Here is a 15766-nt window from a genome sequence, read left to right as displayed (position 1 = left end):
CTTTGTAAAGCGTTTTCATATCTAAAAATTACCTTTAGATTGTGATTCTGTCAAATTCAAATTAAGATCGGGCTGAGACAGAGGAAGCAGCAGATAGGTTTTTTTCTCTTAGCTGCTGAATATCCTTTCGAATCAGAAGTGATATGATAAAAGCAATGAAAAATAAGCCAGAGAACACCATAAGGCTTTGTGTGTAATTACCTGTTATATCTCGGATGAAGGATGAAAATAGTGGTCCTGCTAATCCCGCAGCGGCCCAAGCAGTCAAAATATAACCATGTATGGCACCAAGCTGCTTTGTACCAAACAAATCCCCAATATAGGCTGGAATTGAAGCAAATCCTCCTCCATAGCACGTATAAATGATCGCCATGACGATTGAAAAGATGAACGGTTCTTTTAAATAGGGGAGTAAAGGAAAAGCAATGAGCTGGATACTGAAAAAAATCGTATACGTATTCGGTCTTCCTATATAATCTGAAAACGATGCCCAGCCAATGCGTCCTAAACCATTAAAAGCACCTAAAATGCCCACAAGAGTAGCTGCAGCACCTGCAGTGAACCCAACACTTTCTTGAGCAAGAGGTGACGCTACTGAAATAATAGCGATTCCGCATGTGATATTAATAAAAAGCATAAGCCACAAATAATAGAAACGTCTTGTTTTGATCGCTTCATTTGCTGTAAGCTGTGATAAATCTTGAGGGATTTTTCTTTTCTTTGTTTTGAATACATCAAATTGTTTGACGTCATCAGGTGTTGGTGGTGATAAATAAAAAGATGAGATCACCATGATGATAAAATAGGAGATTCCAAGAATATAAAAAGTATTTGCGATATTCACTTTTTCAATGAGATATTGAATAATTGGGCTGCAAATAAGAGAAGCAAACCCAAACCCCATAATGGCTAAGCCGGTTGCAAGACCTCTTCGATCCGGAAACCATTTGACTAGAGTTGATACAGGTGCAATATAGCCTACCCCTAACCCTATTCCAGCGAGTACACCATAAAATAAATAGAGGAGAGGCAGTGATGACATGTGGACAGCGAATCCTGATCCAGTCATTCCGATGCCGAAGAAAATAGCTGAGAAGAGCCCCGATGCCCTTGGACCATACCTTTCAACAAAATGTCCCATAAAAGCAGCAGATAAACCTAAAAATAAAATAGCAATACTGAAGGTGAGACTTATTTCTGTTAATGACCACTGAAAGGCTTCATGTAAAGGATTCGTAAAAACACTCCAAGCATAAACAGACCCAATAGATAAATGAATTCCTACAGCACTTGCTGCGATGAGCCAGCGATTTTTCGATTTGTTCATTTTGTTCCCCCCATATAAAGCAGTCAAGAAGTTTGATAAGATAGAAATATGTTACATTTTTATGACTTTTTAAAATAATATCACAATTTGATTGGATCATATAACTAAATTTGCATTGAAAGGAAGATCATACAATGAATCCTTCTGTTAAAAAGAAACGAGTCATACACCAATACAATGAAGGCCAGTTTACCTGCAAAACTGATGAAATTGTAGAAGAATATCCTTTAACTGTGATGGTAAATGGAGAAGAATTTGTGACCCTTGTTTGTTCACCAGAGCACTTGAAAGAATTGGTTATCGGCTTTTTGGCTTCAGAAGGGGTCATTCGATTTGAAAAAGAGATTAAAAGGTTTACAATAGATGAAAGTATGGGTTTTGCCTATGTTGATTTAGTTCACTCAAGTGGATTTGATTCATCAGATTTTACAAAACGAGTGATTGGTTCATGCTGCGGGAAAGGAAGACACTTTTATTTCCTTCAAGATGTGAAGACGGCAAAAACAGCCATTGATCGAATCAGTATTTCTGCTGAAACTTGTATGCATCTCATGAAGTGTTTGCAAGAAGAAAGCCAATTATTTCAACATACTGGCGGAGTGCATAATGCTGGACTGTGTGACACAGAGAAGCTATTCATCACTAGAACTGATATAGGAAGACATAATGCTTTAGATAAAATTTATGGATACTGTTTACTTCAGCGAATTCCACTTAGAGATAAAATCCTTGTTTTTAGCGGCCGGATATCGTCAGAAGTTCTATTGAAGGCAGCAAAACTAGGAGTGTCTATCGTCATTTCAAAATCAGCACCTACTGAGCTGGCGCTTAAAATGGCAGAAGAATTAAATATTACGACAGTTGGATTCGTCAGAGGAAAATCCTTTAACATTTACACGCATCCTCATCGTATTACAGAATAGGAGGCAAAGTATGGTCAGTATTTTAGATAAAAGACATCGACCATTGCGCGATTTAAGAATATCAGTAACTGATCGCTGTAACTTTAGATGTACGTACTGTATGCCTGCTGAAATTTTTGGGCCGGATTATCCTTTCTTGAAAAAAGAAGAACTGCTTAGTTTCGAAGAAATTGAACGACTTGCTACCCTTTTTGTAAAGAACCTAGGTGTGGTAAAAATACGCATCACGGGCGGAGAACCGTTAATGCGGAAGGATCTGCCTGTCTTAATAGAAAAGCTCACAAACATTCCAGGGATTGAAGACATTGCGATGACAACCAACGGAACACTTTTACCTTTATATGCTGATCAGTTGAAGAGAGCTGGTCTCAATAGAGTCACCATTAGTTTAGATTCATTAAATCCCGACCGTTTTAAGCAAATGAACGGAAGGCATATTTCTATCCAAAAAGTGTTTGATGGTATTGAGGCTGCAAAAAAGGCTGGACTTGCTATCAAGATTAATATGGTTGTTCAAAAAGGTGTGAATGATCAGGATGTCTTACCAATGGCAGCTTACTTCAAAAAAGAAGGACACGTTCTCAGATTTATTGAATTTATGGATGTCGGTAATACGAATAAATGGAATCTAGAACATGTCATGACAAAGAAAGAAATAATTGAATTAATTGATTCAACATATCCTATCAAACCAGAACCTCCTCAATATACAGGTGAAGTAGCCAAACGATTTTTTTACAAAGATGGTTCAGGAGAGATAGGTATTATTTCTTCCGTTTCAGATGCTTTTTGTGGCACATGTAACAGAGCAAGGCTGTCTGCACGGGGGGAATTGTTTACATGTCTGTTTGCTTCATCGGGTTTTGATCTGAAACAGATGATTCGTACGACAAAAAATAATGAAGAATTAACGAACAGGTTAAAGGAATTATGGTCGAACAGACATGACCAATATTCGGCCGAGAGAGAGCAGAAAAAAGATCAGAAAAAGGTTGAGATGTCATACATCGGTGGGTAATGACAATAAAGTATCATGATCTTGTATTTTTGAAAAGAAGAGAAAATGTCATAATCGTTGTTGAAAATCCTTTCTTGAAAACAGGTCTTTTTATCTTATGAACTCAGTCACTATAAAAAACCAGCAGATTCTCTGCTGGTTTTTAAATTGCTATTTTGCACTTCAAAAAGATTGAGATAAGATTGGAAAATAGATTTTCTCTCATTGTGTGCGGCTTTACTTTTACGAGTGCTGTGATAAGATCAAATCATTCTTTACCAGCTCGACTTTTTCACTCCAGGGATATGACCCTTATAGGCAAGCTCACGAAAAGCAATCCTAGACATTTTGAATTTTCGTAAATAACCTCTGGGACGGCCCGTTAATTCACAGCGGTTTTTTAAGCGGGTAGGGGAAGAGTCTCTAGGTAATTTTCGTAAAGCTTCATAGTCACCTTTTTCTTTTAACTCTTTTCTTAATTCTGCATATTTCAATACAAGCTGCTGTCGTTTTTTTTCTTTAGCAATCTTAGATTTCTTTGCCAATTAAAACCCTCCTGGCCTAATTTTGTATTTTCCATTGAAAGGGGTCCTCAAATGTAGTCCAATCTTGATCAAATTCCTCAGGTGTAAGCAAGCATTGATCAAGAGTACGAATGATTTCTGCTTTAGGTAAATCTACACCGATAAACACAAGTTTTGTATGGCGATCACCAAACTCTGCGTCCCACTCATCTAGAAGCTCTGGTTCCTGATTTAATATCCGTGCTTTTTCTTGTTCAGGCAAAGCAGCAATCCAGTATGCAATTGGTTCAATCGCAACAGATTTCCCAGCTTGTGAAATTAAAATGGTTAAATCATGATGTGTGGCAAGCCAAGTAAAACCTTTCGCACGAACGATCTGCTCAGGCATTTGATCTAACCAAGCATTCAGTCTGCCAGTATGAAAAGGGAGTCTTCTTTCGTAAACAAAAGATGAAATTTGGTATTCCTCTGTTTCCGGTGTATGCTGAACATGTCCTGCGTTGATTTCTTTGATCCACCCAGCAGAAGCACTTGATTTTTCAAAGTCGAATAAACCAGTATTCAAAATGTCATCTGGCTGTACTATACCTTTTGAGGTTCTGATGATAGATGCTTCTGGTTGTAGTTTGTTCAGCACATGCTCAAGTCGATCTAATTCAGAGGGAGATACTAGATCACATTTATTGATAATAAGCACGTCACAAAATTCAATTTGATCAATGAGTAAATTGGAAATTTCTCGCTCGTCGTCATCGGAAACCGCTTCTTTACGATCTAATAAACTCTCTCCTGACTGGAAATCAGTCCAGAAACGATTTGCATCTACTACTGTGACCATCGTATCTAGACGGCAAAAGCGGGTCAAATCTATGCCCATTTCTTCATCAATATAAGAAAACGTTTGAGCGACGGGAATTGGTTCACTAATACCGGTTGATTCAATGACAATATAATCGATATTACCCGCCTTACAAAGGCGTTCTACTTCGATTAACAAATCTTCTCTCAAAGTGCAGCAAATACAGCCGTTAGATAATTCAATGAGTTTCTCATCTGATCGAGAAAGCTCGCCGCCTTGTTTGACTAGTTCTGCATCAATATTAATTTCGCTCATGTCATTGACGATTACAGCCACTTTTAATCCTTTGCGATTTTGAAGAACATGATTTAATATCGTTGTTTTTCCTGCTCCTAAAAAGCCGCTTAATACTGTAACAGGTACACGCTTATTCATTTGTTTTTGTCCTTTTGAAAACGATCATTTTGTTTTCCGCCTCACTTAAAAAGTAATCATTACGATTTATAATATAAAAAATTTATTTTGTTTCTCTATGAAGGGTATATTTCTTTAATCGAGGAGAATATTTTTTTAACTCCAATCGGTCAGGATTCGTTCTTTTATTTTTTGTTGTGATGTAGTTTCTGTCACCTGTTTCAGTACAGGCCAACGTAATATTCACGCGCATAAGTAATAGGATCCTCCTTTAATTCGTAATAGTTACGATTTGTATTTTAAAATGATCAAGACTGAATGTCAAGCAGAGGAGAATGATCCAAGTCAAATGATAAAAACAAAAGGGGTATCGAATGACTATTGATACCCCTCTCCATTAATAAAAGTCACCGAGTTCTTGTTCGTAATCACCTTCATACTGCTGGACATCATAAGGAATTTCTTGAAGGAAGGCTAACCCGCCTAGTATAAGTATCAAAACGATAGCAATGAATGAAAGAATAACTGCGGCAATACTTGAAATGGCAAACAGTGTTTGCATTTTCATCATCTTAGCGTACTGTTCTAATAATTCTTCGTAAGAAGCATCTGGAGCCTGAATCAAGTGTTCAGCTGCTTTTACAGATTTTTGTACATGGATCCCCATCATAATGAGGAAGACGCCAAGGGCTGCAGGAAGAACAAGCCAAAAACCAATAAGAATAGCCAGACCGCCTGAAATATAGAGAAAGATACTACCAACCTTTCCCCACTTTACGATTGAATGAAGAGATTGAATGATTTTCTCAGTTTGTTGCAATGGTGTTCACTCCTTTATGTATTCACTCTTTATCATACTTGAGTAAGTAGTGCTTTAGGAAGAGTGAATGTTGATTGATTCAATTGTTTCTCTCTTCACTTCACTTTTTTTACAGCTGTTACTTGCGTCATAAAAAAGCGTCTCTTTTTCAGGGAGACGCTCGTTTTATAATTCTTTTCCTAGGATATCTAAATCGTATCTGCTGCCATCCATTTCTGCGATGCGTGGCAGGTGTCCCCATGTCTCAAAGCCGTGCTTTTTAAATAGTCGAATGCTGGCTTCGTTGTGCCCGAAAATAAAGGCAAGTAACGTTCTAATGCCTAATGAGGGTGCTAAATCAATGGCTTCTTGTAAGAAAAGTGATCCTAAGCCTTTTCCTCGATAGTCTTGGTTTAAATAGATACTCATTTCAACGGTCCCGTTGTATGCAGGTCTTCCGTAAAAGGTTTCAAAGCTGAGCCAGCCGTAGATATTTCCATCCTCGTCTGTTTTCACATAGAGAGGTCTTTTCTCGGAATGATTCAAAAACCATTGCCGGCGGTCCTCAACAGAAACTGGTTCTGTATCAGCGGTCACTTCTCTTGAAGCAATGGTTGAATTGTAGATATCAACGATCGCTTTGAGGTCATCTTCTGTTGCTATACGGTTGAAAGTTTTCACAATTAAGTCTCCCATCTTTTTTTCATTTATCATACATATTATTGATGCGATTGCGCAAAATAAAAAGAAAAATGATTTCGTGTGTATATATTTTTTGAAAAGTGTTCAGAATGTTGCTGAGGTGATGAAAAATGAGAGAGGAAGAAAAGAAACGTACTTCCAAAATCACAAAAGTTCAGCAATTTTTCCGTAAGCGCTGGGTATTCCCTGCTATTTACTTGGTCAGCGCAGCGGTCGTGTTAACAGCCGTTCTTTGGTATCAAGCTGTATCAAAAGATGTGAAAGACCAACTATCTGATGGAAATCAAACAGGGCAAGAACAGCGCGATGATGCCGTTGAAGTTGGAAAGCCAATTGAAAATGTCGCAATGCCGGTCCAGAATTCTGATAATGTTTCTGTCGTGAAAAAGTTCTATGAAGCAGATGCTGACCAAAAAGAAAAAGAAGCAGCACTTGTAAACTATAATAACACCTATACCTTGAGCAAAGGTATTGATCTTGCAGATAAAGATGGCAAAGTGTTTGATGTCACAGCTGCTCTTAGTGGAACAGTGGTTCAAGCGAAAAAAGATCCAGTTCTTGGTCACGTTGTTGAAATTGAACATGAAGATGGACTATCGACTGTTTATCAATCGTTGTCACAAGTGAGTGTCAAAGAAGGCGATGAAGTCAAGCAGAATGATGTCATTGGTGCTTCTGGTAAAAATCTATATGGTGCTGAAAGCGGCAACCATGTGCATTTTGAAATTCGTATGGAAGGTTTAGCGCTTAATCCGCTTAGCTTCATTGACAAGCCTGTTTCTACAATTGAAAAAGCAGCGCAAGAAGTGACGGAACAAGCAAAAGAACCTGCTCAGCCAAAGACTGAGGAAAAAACGAAAGAACCTGCTGCTGAAGATAAAGCCAAAGAGCCAGCTGGAGAAAAATCTGAAGAAAAGTCTGATGAGAAGGGGAAATCCTCTGATCAAGAAAAGTCTTCTGATTCCTCTAAAGACAGCAGTCAGTCAGAAGAAACAAAACAATCTTAATGTCTTACAAGGTCCTCTGTGTATATGAATATGCAGAGGTTTTTTCTGCTTAAAAAGATCCTCCGCCACTCGGCGGAGGATACACTATAGGGCGGCAGGTCCTTCTTCACCTGTCCGGATGTTGATTGTATTCGCTACCTCATATATAAAAATTTTCCCATCCCCTGGTTCGCCTGTACGAAGTACCTTTTGAGCTGTTTCAACGACCTGTTCGACAGGTACTTTGCTTAGGACGATTTCGATCTTTAATCGTTCGTACACGTTGCTTTCCTTTTTGACGCCGCGGTATAGCTCTGTATGTCCCTTTTGTAAGCCGCAGCCGTGTACATTTGAAAAGGTAATCGAGGTGACACCAATCTTTCCAAGCTCCACCTTTAATGTTTCAAAATTAGCTGGACGTGTGACAATCTCCACTTTATACATTTTGCTCATAGAGACACCCCTTTTTCTTTAATCTTGATAAGCTTTTTCACCGTGCATGGTTAAATCAAGACCCACTGATTCTTCTTCTTCGGTTGCACGAATTTTGAAGAAGACATTGACCACTTTGATGATTACGTATGTCACAACGGCAACAAAAGCGTACGTGGCAACAATCGCGACCACTTGCTTCCAAAGTAAGCTGGGATCTCCGTAAAATAAGCCATTGGCTCCACCGTCATTGACAGAAGTTGTGGCGAAAAGTCCTGTTGCAATTCCTCCCCAAGTACCGCCAATTCCGTGAAGGCCGAATGCATCTAGTGCGTCATCATAGCCAAATTTGGCTTTGAGTGAAAAGACTCCCCAGAAACAGACGATCCCGCCAATGATTCCTATTATAATAGAAGCAAACGGTGTAACAAAGCCTGCGGCAGGTGTAATGGCGACAAGACCTGCGATGGCTCCAGAGATCGCGCCGAGCATGGTCGGTTTTTTGTTGATCATCCACTCTACTAACAGCCAGCCGATGATTCCTGCAGCAGCAGCTATATTGGTGTTAATAAAGGCAAACATGGCCACGCTGTCTAATGTAAGAGCACTACCCACGTTAAAACCAAACCAGCCAAACCAGATGACAGCTCCGCCAAGAAGGGTGTAGATCAAGTTATGCGGAGAAGAGCTTGCTGCTTCTTTACGCTTCCCGAGCACAATTGCCACGACAAGACCTGCAACACCGGATGAGATGTGAACCACGTTTCCGCCTGCGAAGTCAAGCGCACCCATCTCGCCAATCCAACCGCCGCCCCATACCCAGTGTGCGACTGGAGCGTATACAAATGTGACCCAAAGGAGTGTAAATACAACGACTGCTGAGTAGCGAATCCGTTCAGCAAAGGCCCCTGAGATGATGGCTGTTGTTAAGACGGCAAAGGTCATTTGAAACATCATGAACAATGAATGTGGAATGGTCTCACTATAGGAACCAGGCTCAAAGCCTACGCCTTTCAGGCCCACCCAGTCTAATCCTCCAATCCATGCATTGCCTGGTGCAAAAGCTAAGGAATAACCGAATACGATCCATACGATTGAAACGATCGCTAGTGACGTTAAGCTGTGCATGGTTGTGCTTAACACGTTTTTACTTCTCACGAGTCCTCCGTAGAATAAAGCTAAACCCGGTGTCATTAACCACACGAGTAGTGCGCAGAAGAACATAAATACTGTATCACCCATTTGCATGCTGCATTCCCCCGAATCATTCAGAATTATTGTTTTCTTAATTCTTCATTATAGAGAGAAAAGTCATATATAACATATACGTGTAAGTTTATCTGACATGGTTTTTGGTTAAGTTCAATATAAATGGATGAAAAGTTCGTAAAAAATGAGCAAAAACGTAAGTTAAGCACTAAAAATGAAGGGCGTTTGACCTATAAAATGGAGCTGAGAAACAGTTTTGTACGTTCCTCCCTAGGAGAATCAAACAAGTCCGAAGGGACGCCTTCTTCGACGATGCGGCCTTCGTGCATGTAGACGACACGATCGGCAACTTCTTTCGCAAAGCCCATTTCGTGTGTGACAATGACCATGGTCATGCCTTCTTTTGCGAGGCTTTTCATCGTTTGCAGCACCTCGCCTACAAGTTCTGGGTCAAGGGCAGACGTAGGTTCGTCAAATAACATGACATCAGGCTTCATGGCGAGAGATCTGGCTATGGCTACACGCTGTTTTTGGCCGCCTGATAGTTTAGAAGGATATACGTTGGCTTTATCCGCAAGTCCGACTTTTTCTAGCAAGGTGCTGGCTTCAGCGATGGCTTGCGCTTTCTTTGTTTTTTTCACCATAACAGGCGCTTCGATGATATTTTCAAGCACAGTTTTGTGCGGGAAAAGATTAAAATGCTGAAACACCATTCCTATTTTTTGTCTCATTTCGTTTAATTGATCTCGCTTTGGATGAACAGGGCTGCCATCAATGATAATATCTCCATCATTTTTTATTTCTAAAAAGTTCATACAGCGGAGCAAGGTGCTTTTTCCAGAACCGCTTGCACCAATTAAGACGACCACATCATTTTCATATACGGTGAGATCGATATCTTTTAAAACATGAAGCTCTCCAAAGTATTTATTGAGTTTTTCAACACGAATGATTTCCTTTGATTCTGTCATGCTTCTCCTCCTATTGGTCACTGGCTGATAGTTTCTTCTCAAAGGTTTGGACAGCGAATGTTAACAGCAGGACAAGAACTAAGTAATAGACGGCTACAACAAGTAAATACGTCATATTGTCAAAGCTGTTGGAGCCTTGCGTGGTGGCGACGTTAAATAGTTCATTGACACTGATAAAGGCGGCGAGTGATGAATCTTTTAAGCCGATAATGAACTGGTTGCCAAGAGGGGGAAGAGCACGCCGCATCGCTTGAGGGAGAATGATACGCCTCATTGTTAAAAAACGACCCATACCAAGAGAGCGTCCTGCCTCTTTTTGCCCCTGATCGATGGATTGGATGGCGCCTCTGAATATTTCGGCTATATAGGCGCCATTATGAAAGGCGAGCGCAATGGAAGCAGCCCAGAAGTCGGGTATATTCAATTCTGTGAGGCCGAAATATAGGATGAAAATCTGAACAATAAGTGGTGTTCCGCGTACAAGAAAGATATAAGCATTGGCGATATAACCGAAAACGGCTATGCGGGATATTTTCAATAAAGCAAAAAAAAGCCCGATGAACATACCGATGAAGATGCTGATCACCGTCAGCTGTAAGGTGATCAGCATTCCTTCTAAGAAAATACTTCTTGAATCAATGAGTGTCTGAAAAAAGTGTGATAGGGTAGGCAAAACAATCATCTCCATTTGAAGAAAGTGCGCCTATAAAAGGGGCGCACAATCGTGGTTTTAATCTTGTTTGACCGTGATGTCTTCATCAAAGTACTTTTTGCTAATTTGTTTTAATGTTCCGTCTTTTTTTAGTGCGTCAATCGCATCGTTGATCTCTTTTATGAGCTGTTCATTTTCTTTTGAAACAGCAATTGCCTGCTCACTTTGTCCGAGTCTTTCCTGCGCTGTGATTTTCAATTTTTTCTTCATCGCTTCTGCGCCTGTGGCGAAATCTGTCACGACTGCATCGTGTTTTCCGTTGGCCAGTGCTTCTAAGGCGACGACATCACTATCATAATACTTTGGTTCTTGCCCGCTATGTTCCTTGGCAATATCAGCGTAGGACGACCCTTTGGATACAGCAATTTCTTTGTCTTTTAAGTCATCCGCATGTTGAATGTCTGATCCGGGTCTTGTGAAAATTTGCGGACCAGAATAGTAATAGGGTTTAGAAAAAAGGACGTGTTTTTTTCGTTCCTCATTGATGGTATGACTTGCAACTGCCGCATCAAATTTACCTGCTTTCACGCCTTCGACGATGCCTGCGAATTTATATTTTTTCTGTATAGGTTCGAGACCTAGTTTGTCACTAATCGCATTGCCTACGTCGATATCAAAGCCGGACATCTGATTTCCATCCATGTAACTAAACGGATGAAATTCACCTGATGCTGCAAAAATAAATTTTCCATCCTCCAAAATTGGCGACCCTTTCGCTGTAGAATTACGTTTATCTCCGTTCCCATTTGTTTCATTTGAACCGCACGAAGACAGAAGTAATACTGCAACCGAGAAAAGGGCTGGGACCCAAAACCGTCTTTTTTTAATAATAAGCTTCTCCTCCTTTTCAGCCGTTCTCCATATCAGGAGAAAGTAGGCTTTTAAATATGTGTAGCATCTTACCATTTGTTCCTCATATTCTCAATTTTATATGTGTTATTCCAACAATCGTCCTTTTTAGAATGTATGTCTTGCTTTTCTAAGAGAGAACTTGAATTGATTAGGGTAAAAAAGGGAAATGAATCTCATAATAACGAAAGGATTGCAAAAAGGAGGTGAGTGTATGAACAAGTGGAGAGACAACCGAAAAGTTTTTTTAACCGCTATTGCCTTTGGAACGATGTTGAATCCACTGAATTCATCAATGATTTCTTTGGCCTTGCATCAAATTCAGCATGAATTCGGTTTGTCGTTTACGACCGTATCTTGGCTTATTTCTTCTTTTTATTTAGCCAGTGCAGTGACGCAGCCGGTGAGCGGCCGGATTGGGGATCATGTCATGAGCCGGAGAACCTTATTTTTATTCGGTCTGGTTCTTGTCGCAGTCTCAGCCATTTGCGCGCCGTTTGCCCCAACGTTTGCGGTGCTGATTGTGATCCGTTTGTTACAGGCGATGGGAAGCAGTGCCATTTATCCTTCTGGGGTCGGACTCATTCGGGATCATATTCAAGAAAGACAGGCTTCGGCGTTAGCGGTATTATCCATTTTTGCTTCAGCGATGACGGCGCTTGGGCCGACGCTTGGCGGATTTTTGATGACCATTGGCGGCTGGCCGGCTGTCTTTTTAGTGAATCTGCCTTTTATTTTGATCAGTTTCTTTCTCGGCCTATTTTTGTTTCCGAAGGAGCAGAAGAAGAAAAAGCTCCGCATAGGCGAAACTGTGCGAACACTCGATTTGCCAGGGATGCTTCTTTTTACCGTCTGCATTGTTCTCCTGCTTTCATTTTTATTATCACTGGGTGATGGCATTCAATATGTTCAAGGTATTCTTTGTCTCCTGAGTGCAGGCGCTTTTATCTGGTGGGAGTATCAGGTGGATGAACCGTTTATTCAAATACGGATGTTCAGGGAGAAGCAGCGGCTGTCACTTGTGTATGTGCAATTTATCATTTTAAATATCTTTTTCTATTGTCTCTTTTTTGGTTTGCCGAGTTATTTTCAGGATGAGTTAGGCTGGCGTGTGGAGATGACGGGTCTTTTTATGCTGTGTATGTCAGGGGTGAGTATTATTGTGTCACCGCTGACTGGAAAGTGGGTGGATCGCGGGGATGAACGCCATCCAGTTTTAGCGAGTGCTGTATTGATGCTGGCTGGAGCGTCTGCCATGACTTTCTTTTTTATTCCTGCGCCATTATGGGGGAAAGGATTGGTTCTAGCTCTGCTTGGGCTCAGTTATGGGATTGGGAGTGTTGCGCTCCAAGCTGCGATGCTCAAGGCAAGTCCTCAGCACATGATTGGCACGTCCTCTGGACTTTTTCAAACATGCCGCTACCTTGGTTCTATTCTGTCGTCTGCTGTGCTTGGTATGCTGTTTGGGGATGAAATTGCTGGTGCTCACTTTGCGCAATTAGGCTGGACATTGATCATCATTTCTCTTATTGGCATTGGTGTCAGTCTTTATTTTTCGAGTGTGGTTAGAGGGGGAAAGCCAATAAAAAAAGCGGCGCGATAAGTGGAAGGAGAATCTTCATCACGTTATCGCAAGTCCGCTTAAGAGTTGGACAGGTCTGAGCCCTGATCCTTTGTCTTCCTTCTGAAAATTTTCCCTACAATTGTCTCGTAAAATGTCACGATACGATCAATAGGAGAGTCAAAGAACTTCCATAATTTATTCATGATAAAGACAACCACAATCGATACGACCAAGCTGCCTAAAACATCAAATGGATAATGATGACCGACCCAGATGCGGGAGAATCCTGTAAGTAATCCAAAGACGAGCAAGATGTTGCCAAGCCTTTTATTACGGGATCGAATGGCTAATGAAAGAGCCAATGCACCTGTTGTATGGTCACTTGGGAAGGAAGCATCTGCTGAGTGCGGGATGAGTGTGTCGACTTTATGCGCCACAAACGGCCGCTCTTCATAATGAAACAATGTAATGGCAAAGTTGACGATAAGTGCTGCAATGCCTGTTACACCGGAAAAGAAGACATGCTTCTTAAATTTGTGATTCCCTAAAAACCAGCAAATCAATAAGACAAGGGCGTACACAAGAATGGCCTTTTTCGTAATAAAGATCATGGCCTGATCTAAAAACTCAGAATGGTGAGCCATCCCGTGTATGACTTTAAACAATTCGTAATTCAAAACATCACCTATACTTTCGCTTAATGCTAACTATTTTTCAACAAAGCCTGTATGCTCTATTTGGAATATCCTATATTTTAGCATGTTTCCGGCGAAGTTTAAAATAGTACCCTTTTACTCTGAAAGGGAGACCTTTTGTGCTTTTGCTTCCTGAGGTTTTCGTTCGCTCCAATAAAAAACGCCCATACTCAGTAAGACCACAATACCCGCAATGAGGTACACATTTGAAAAGTCTGTGAAACTGACAAGGAGTCCAAAGACAAATGAGCCGGCAGCAATACCTGTATCATACAGGGTGAAGAAAGTAGCCGTCGCATATCCCGTACGATGAGCTGGTGAGTGCTGAATCGCAAGTGTTTGTAAACATGGCACGAGCGAACCGTAGCCAAGTCCAATCACAGCGCCTGATAGAAGAAGCATTGTAGCTGAATGTGTCGCTGTCAGCATCCATAAACCAATGGCAAAAAGGGCAATCGAAGGATAGATCACAACGTGAGCTCCAACCCGGTCAAAAAGTCTGCCTGTAAATGGACGTGATCCAAGCATTGCGGCCGCAAATACAATAAAGAAATAACTACTTGCACCCATTAAATGAAGTGAATTGGCATAAACTGAAATAAATGAAATAATCGGCGAATAACAGAAGGAAATAATAATGCCGACGGCCGCTGTTTTTAATGCGCCTTTTTCAAACAGGTGAGAAAACGTGAATCGGAAGACAATGCTTCCACCGTTTTCAGGCTCTGGCTGTCTAATCAGCATCGTAAAAGCGGCTCCGATGGTCACGATAATGGAAAAGAGAAGAAATAATGAATGAAATCCTATTTTTCCTACTTGATTCAGTGCGATAAACGGACCGATGACAACAGCGAGGTTCATAGACATCACAAAGTATCCGAGTCCTTCCCCGCGTTTATGTTTCGGGATCATATCAGCCGCAATGGCACTGGCGACTGTCGTCAAAATACTAAAAAAGATCCCTTGTACGAAACGCAGCATAAGAAGCGTTTGGAATTGATCAATCGGGATGTATAAATAAGTGAGTAAGGCAAAGGCCGTAGAAGAGAAAATCGCCATCCGTTTTTTGCCAAATTTCTCAATAATGGCGCCAGAAAACGGTCTTGTCACAATAGCAGATAATAAGAAGACCGTCACAAGGAGACCGCCCTGTGATTCTGTTCCATTTAGTTCATCCATTGTGTAAATGGGCAGTAATGTCAAAAGGGCATAAAAAGAGGTGAACGTAAATAAATTCACCAGGACAATCATGATAAAGTCTTTTGTCCATATGCGTTCGTTCATGATGTATGTCACTTCCTATTCAGTTGATAATTTGTGTAAAAGTGTATGGAGGAGTTGTTTTTCTTCGTAGGTAAAATCTGAAAGACATTCTTCTTCAAATTGTTCCATCGTGCGTTTGATTTCTTCAAATCGGGCTTTTGCATCATCTGTCATCACGATCAGATTCTCACGTTTGTCTTTTCCTTGTACACGTTTCACCCAGCCGTTTGCTTCTAAACGGGTGACGGTTCTGGTGATGGTCGGTGCTTCGACGTTCAAATATGTCCAGATGTCTTTTTGGGTTTTCGGGCCGAATGTATCCAAACAAAAAAGCACAGTCCACTGGGACATGTACAAGTCATAAGCAGCAAGCGCTTCGTTCGCCTTTTTAGACAGCAGCCGTGCGCCTTGATGTATTTGATGTAAACACTCTCTATTTAACGTATCCATATGCTCACCTTTTTTAAATATTTATCTAGGTAAATAAATTCACCTTTTCTATTTTACGTGCTGAACTCTTTCTTGTAAAGTGAAAATTTTCGCGCCCCGAAATGATTTTTTGTTTTGCCTTTTCTGATAAATCCCTTGTCCCATCTTCAT

Annotated in this window: 18 protein-coding genes; 4 read left to right on the top strand and 14 right to left on the bottom strand. The window is 40.7% G+C overall.

Annotation, left to right across the window (positions count from 1 at the left end; genetic code table 11):
• Positions 1-61: 61 nt before the first annotated feature.
• On the bottom strand, positions 62-1327 hold the full coding sequence (locus tag NSS80_RS17910; protein WP_317221789.1) for an OFA family MFS transporter: 1266 nt from the start codon (positions 1325-1327) through the stop codon (positions 62-64).
• A 134-nt stretch (positions 1328-1461) separates the two neighbouring features.
• Here NSS80_RS17910 and fdhD point away from each other — a divergent pair, with 134 nt between their 5' ends.
• Together fdhD and moaA are read left to right on the top strand one after the other, a co-directional pair.
• Positions 1462-2250 (top strand): formate dehydrogenase accessory sulfurtransferase FdhD, encoded by a 789-nt coding sequence (fdhD, locus tag NSS80_RS17905; protein WP_034281213.1) that lies wholly within the window; start codon positions 1462-1464, stop codon positions 2248-2250.
• A gap of 10 nt (positions 2251-2260) precedes the next feature.
• Entirely contained in the window at positions 2261-3268 is a 1008-nt protein-coding gene (gene moaA / locus NSS80_RS17900; protein WP_046312984.1) for a GTP 3',8-cyclase MoaA, read from the top strand.
• A gap of 254 nt (positions 3269-3522) precedes the next feature.
• Here the strand turns inward: moaA and rpsN are convergent, their stop codons facing one another.
• The 5 genes from rpsN to NSS80_RS17875 all read right to left on the bottom strand — a co-directional run bounded on the left by rpsN (position 3523) and on the right by NSS80_RS17875 (position 6479).
• Positions 3523-3792: a 30S ribosomal protein S14 gene (gene rpsN, locus NSS80_RS17895; RefSeq protein WP_025093900.1), complete on the bottom strand. Its 270-nt coding sequence runs from the start codon at positions 3790-3792 to the stop codon at positions 3523-3525.
• A gap of 16 nt (positions 3793-3808) precedes the next feature.
• Positions 3809-5005 carry a GTP-binding protein gene (locus NSS80_RS17890; protein ID WP_342498368.1) on the bottom strand — a complete coding sequence of 399 codons (1197 nt, stop codon included), beginning with the start codon at positions 5003-5005 and terminating at the stop codon, positions 3809-3811.
• Positions 5006-5087: 82 nt separating this feature from the next.
• Positions 5088-5237, bottom strand: a complete 150-nt coding sequence (gene rpmG, locus NSS80_RS17885) for a 50S ribosomal protein L33 (RefSeq protein WP_024423713.1) — start codon at positions 5235-5237, stop codon at positions 5088-5090.
• A gap of 144 nt (positions 5238-5381) precedes the next feature.
• The gene (locus tag NSS80_RS17880; RefSeq protein ID WP_070326111.1) at positions 5382-5804 is read right to left on the bottom strand and encodes a DUF5362 family protein; all 423 of its coding nucleotides are present in this window, start codon (positions 5802-5804) and stop codon (positions 5382-5384) included.
• A gap of 165 nt (positions 5805-5969) precedes the next feature.
• Positions 5970-6479 carry a GNAT family N-acetyltransferase gene (locus NSS80_RS17875; protein WP_029706351.1) on the bottom strand — a complete coding sequence of 170 codons (510 nt, stop codon included), beginning with the start codon at positions 6477-6479 and terminating at the stop codon, positions 5970-5972.
• A 116-nt stretch (positions 6480-6595) separates the two neighbouring features.
• Here NSS80_RS17875 and NSS80_RS17870 point away from each other — a divergent pair, with 116 nt between their 5' ends.
• Positions 6596-7492, top strand: coding sequence for a peptidoglycan DD-metalloendopeptidase family protein (locus tag NSS80_RS17870; RefSeq protein ID WP_034281210.1), 897 nt, complete (start codon positions 6596-6598; stop codon positions 7490-7492).
• 84 nt (positions 7493-7576) lie between these two features.
• Here the strand turns inward: NSS80_RS17870 and NSS80_RS17865 are convergent, their stop codons facing one another.
• The 5 genes from NSS80_RS17865 to NSS80_RS17845 all read right to left on the bottom strand — a co-directional run bounded on the left by NSS80_RS17865 (position 7577) and on the right by NSS80_RS17845 (position 11701).
• Entirely contained in the window at positions 7577-7924 is a 348-nt protein-coding gene (locus tag NSS80_RS17865; RefSeq protein ID WP_024423704.1) for a P-II family nitrogen regulator, read from the bottom strand.
• An 18-nt stretch (positions 7925-7942) separates the two neighbouring features.
• Positions 7943-9151 (bottom strand): ammonium transporter, encoded by a 1209-nt coding sequence (locus NSS80_RS17860; RefSeq protein ID WP_342498367.1) that lies wholly within the window; start codon positions 9149-9151, stop codon positions 7943-7945.
• 191 nt (positions 9152-9342) lie between these two features.
• Positions 9343-10083: an amino acid ABC transporter ATP-binding protein gene (locus NSS80_RS17855; protein ID WP_046312994.1), complete on the bottom strand. Its 741-nt coding sequence runs from the start codon at positions 10081-10083 to the stop codon at positions 9343-9345.
• 10 nt (positions 10084-10093) lie between these two features.
• Entirely contained in the window at positions 10094-10771 is a 678-nt protein-coding gene (locus NSS80_RS17850) for an amino acid ABC transporter permease (protein ID WP_080943481.1), read from the bottom strand.
• A gap of 42 nt (positions 10772-10813) precedes the next feature.
• The gene (locus NSS80_RS17845; protein WP_046312998.1) at positions 10814-11701 is read right to left on the bottom strand and encodes a transporter substrate-binding domain-containing protein; all 888 of its coding nucleotides are present in this window, start codon (positions 11699-11701) and stop codon (positions 10814-10816) included.
• Positions 11702-11858: 157 nt separating this feature from the next.
• On the opposite strand from NSS80_RS17845, the gene NSS80_RS17840 reads away from it, so the two are divergent.
• Positions 11859-13247: an MFS transporter gene (locus NSS80_RS17840; RefSeq protein ID WP_046313000.1), complete on the top strand. Its 1389-nt coding sequence runs from the start codon at positions 11859-11861 to the stop codon at positions 13245-13247.
• Positions 13248-13285: 38 nt separating this feature from the next.
• Here NSS80_RS17840 and NSS80_RS17835 read toward each other — a convergent pair whose 3' ends face one another.
• The 3 genes from NSS80_RS17835 to NSS80_RS17825 all read right to left on the bottom strand — a co-directional run bounded on the left by NSS80_RS17835 (position 13286) and on the right by NSS80_RS17825 (position 15616).
• Positions 13286-13885 (bottom strand): undecaprenyl-diphosphatase, encoded by a 600-nt coding sequence (locus NSS80_RS17835; RefSeq protein ID WP_041115529.1) that lies wholly within the window; start codon positions 13883-13885, stop codon positions 13286-13288.
• Between the two features lie 114 nt (positions 13886-13999).
• Positions 14000-15187, bottom strand: coding sequence for an MFS transporter (locus tag NSS80_RS17830; protein ID WP_041115530.1), 1188 nt, complete (start codon positions 15185-15187; stop codon positions 14000-14002).
• 15 nt (positions 15188-15202) lie between these two features.
• Entirely contained in the window at positions 15203-15616 is a 414-nt protein-coding gene (locus NSS80_RS17825; RefSeq protein ID WP_024423697.1) for a MarR family transcriptional regulator, read from the bottom strand.
• Positions 15617-15766 lie beyond the last annotated feature (150 nt).

The sequence above is a fragment of the Bacillus sp. FSL M8-0350 genome, from assembly GCF_038593345.1.
Lineage (GTDB): Bacteria > Bacillota > Bacilli > Bacillales > Bacillaceae > Bacillus > Bacillus safensis.
The sequence above is the reverse complement of the archived record's forward strand: the minus strand, read 5'-3'. Positions and strand labels throughout refer to the sequence as shown.

Bases quoted from the DNA above. Each gene is read 5' to 3' on its own strand.
- NSS80_RS17910 (WP_317221789.1), bottom strand. From the start codon at position 1,327: ATGAACAAATCGAAAAATCGCTGGCTCATCGCAGCAAGTGCTGTAGGA.
- fdhD (WP_034281213.1), top strand. From the start codon at position 1,462: ATGAATCCTTCTGTTAAAAAGAAACGAGTCATACACCAATACAATGAA.
- moaA (WP_046312984.1), top strand. From the start codon at position 2,261: ATGGTCAGTATTTTAGATAAAAGACATCGACCATTGCGCGATTTAAGA.
- NSS80_RS17890 (WP_342498368.1), bottom strand. From the start codon at position 5,005: ATGAATAAGCGTGTACCTGTTACAGTATTAAGCGGCTTTTTAGGAGCA.
- rpmG (WP_024423713.1), bottom strand. From the start codon at position 5,237: ATGCGCGTGAATATTACGTTGGCCTGTACTGAAACAGGTGACAGAAAC.
- NSS80_RS17875 (WP_029706351.1), bottom strand. From the start codon at position 6,479: ATGGGAGACTTAATTGTGAAAACTTTCAACCGTATAGCAACAGAAGAT.
- NSS80_RS17870 (WP_034281210.1), top strand. From the start codon at position 6,596: ATGAGAGAGGAAGAAAAGAAACGTACTTCCAAAATCACAAAAGTTCAG.
- NSS80_RS17865 (WP_024423704.1), bottom strand. From the start codon at position 7,924: ATGAGCAAAATGTATAAAGTGGAGATTGTCACACGTCCAGCTAATTTT.
- NSS80_RS17860 (WP_342498367.1), bottom strand. From the start codon at position 9,151: ATGCAAATGGGTGATACAGTATTTATGTTCTTCTGCGCACTACTCGTG.
- NSS80_RS17855 (WP_046312994.1), bottom strand. From the start codon at position 10,083: ATGACAGAATCAAAGGAAATCATTCGTGTTGAAAAACTCAATAAATAC.
- NSS80_RS17850 (WP_080943481.1), bottom strand. From the start codon at position 10,771: ATGGAGATGATTGTTTTGCCTACCCTATCACACTTTTTTCAGACACTC.
- NSS80_RS17845 (WP_046312998.1), bottom strand. From the start codon at position 11,701: ATGGTAAGATGCTACACATATTTAAAAGCCTACTTTCTCCTGATATGG.
- NSS80_RS17840 (WP_046313000.1), top strand. From the start codon at position 11,859: ATGAACAAGTGGAGAGACAACCGAAAAGTTTTTTTAACCGCTATTGCC.
- NSS80_RS17830 (WP_041115530.1), bottom strand. From the start codon at position 15,187: ATGAACGAACGCATATGGACAAAAGACTTTATCATGATTGTCCTGGTG.
- NSS80_RS17825 (WP_024423697.1), bottom strand. From the start codon at position 15,616: ATGGATACGTTAAATAGAGAGTGTTTACATCAAATACATCAAGGCGCA.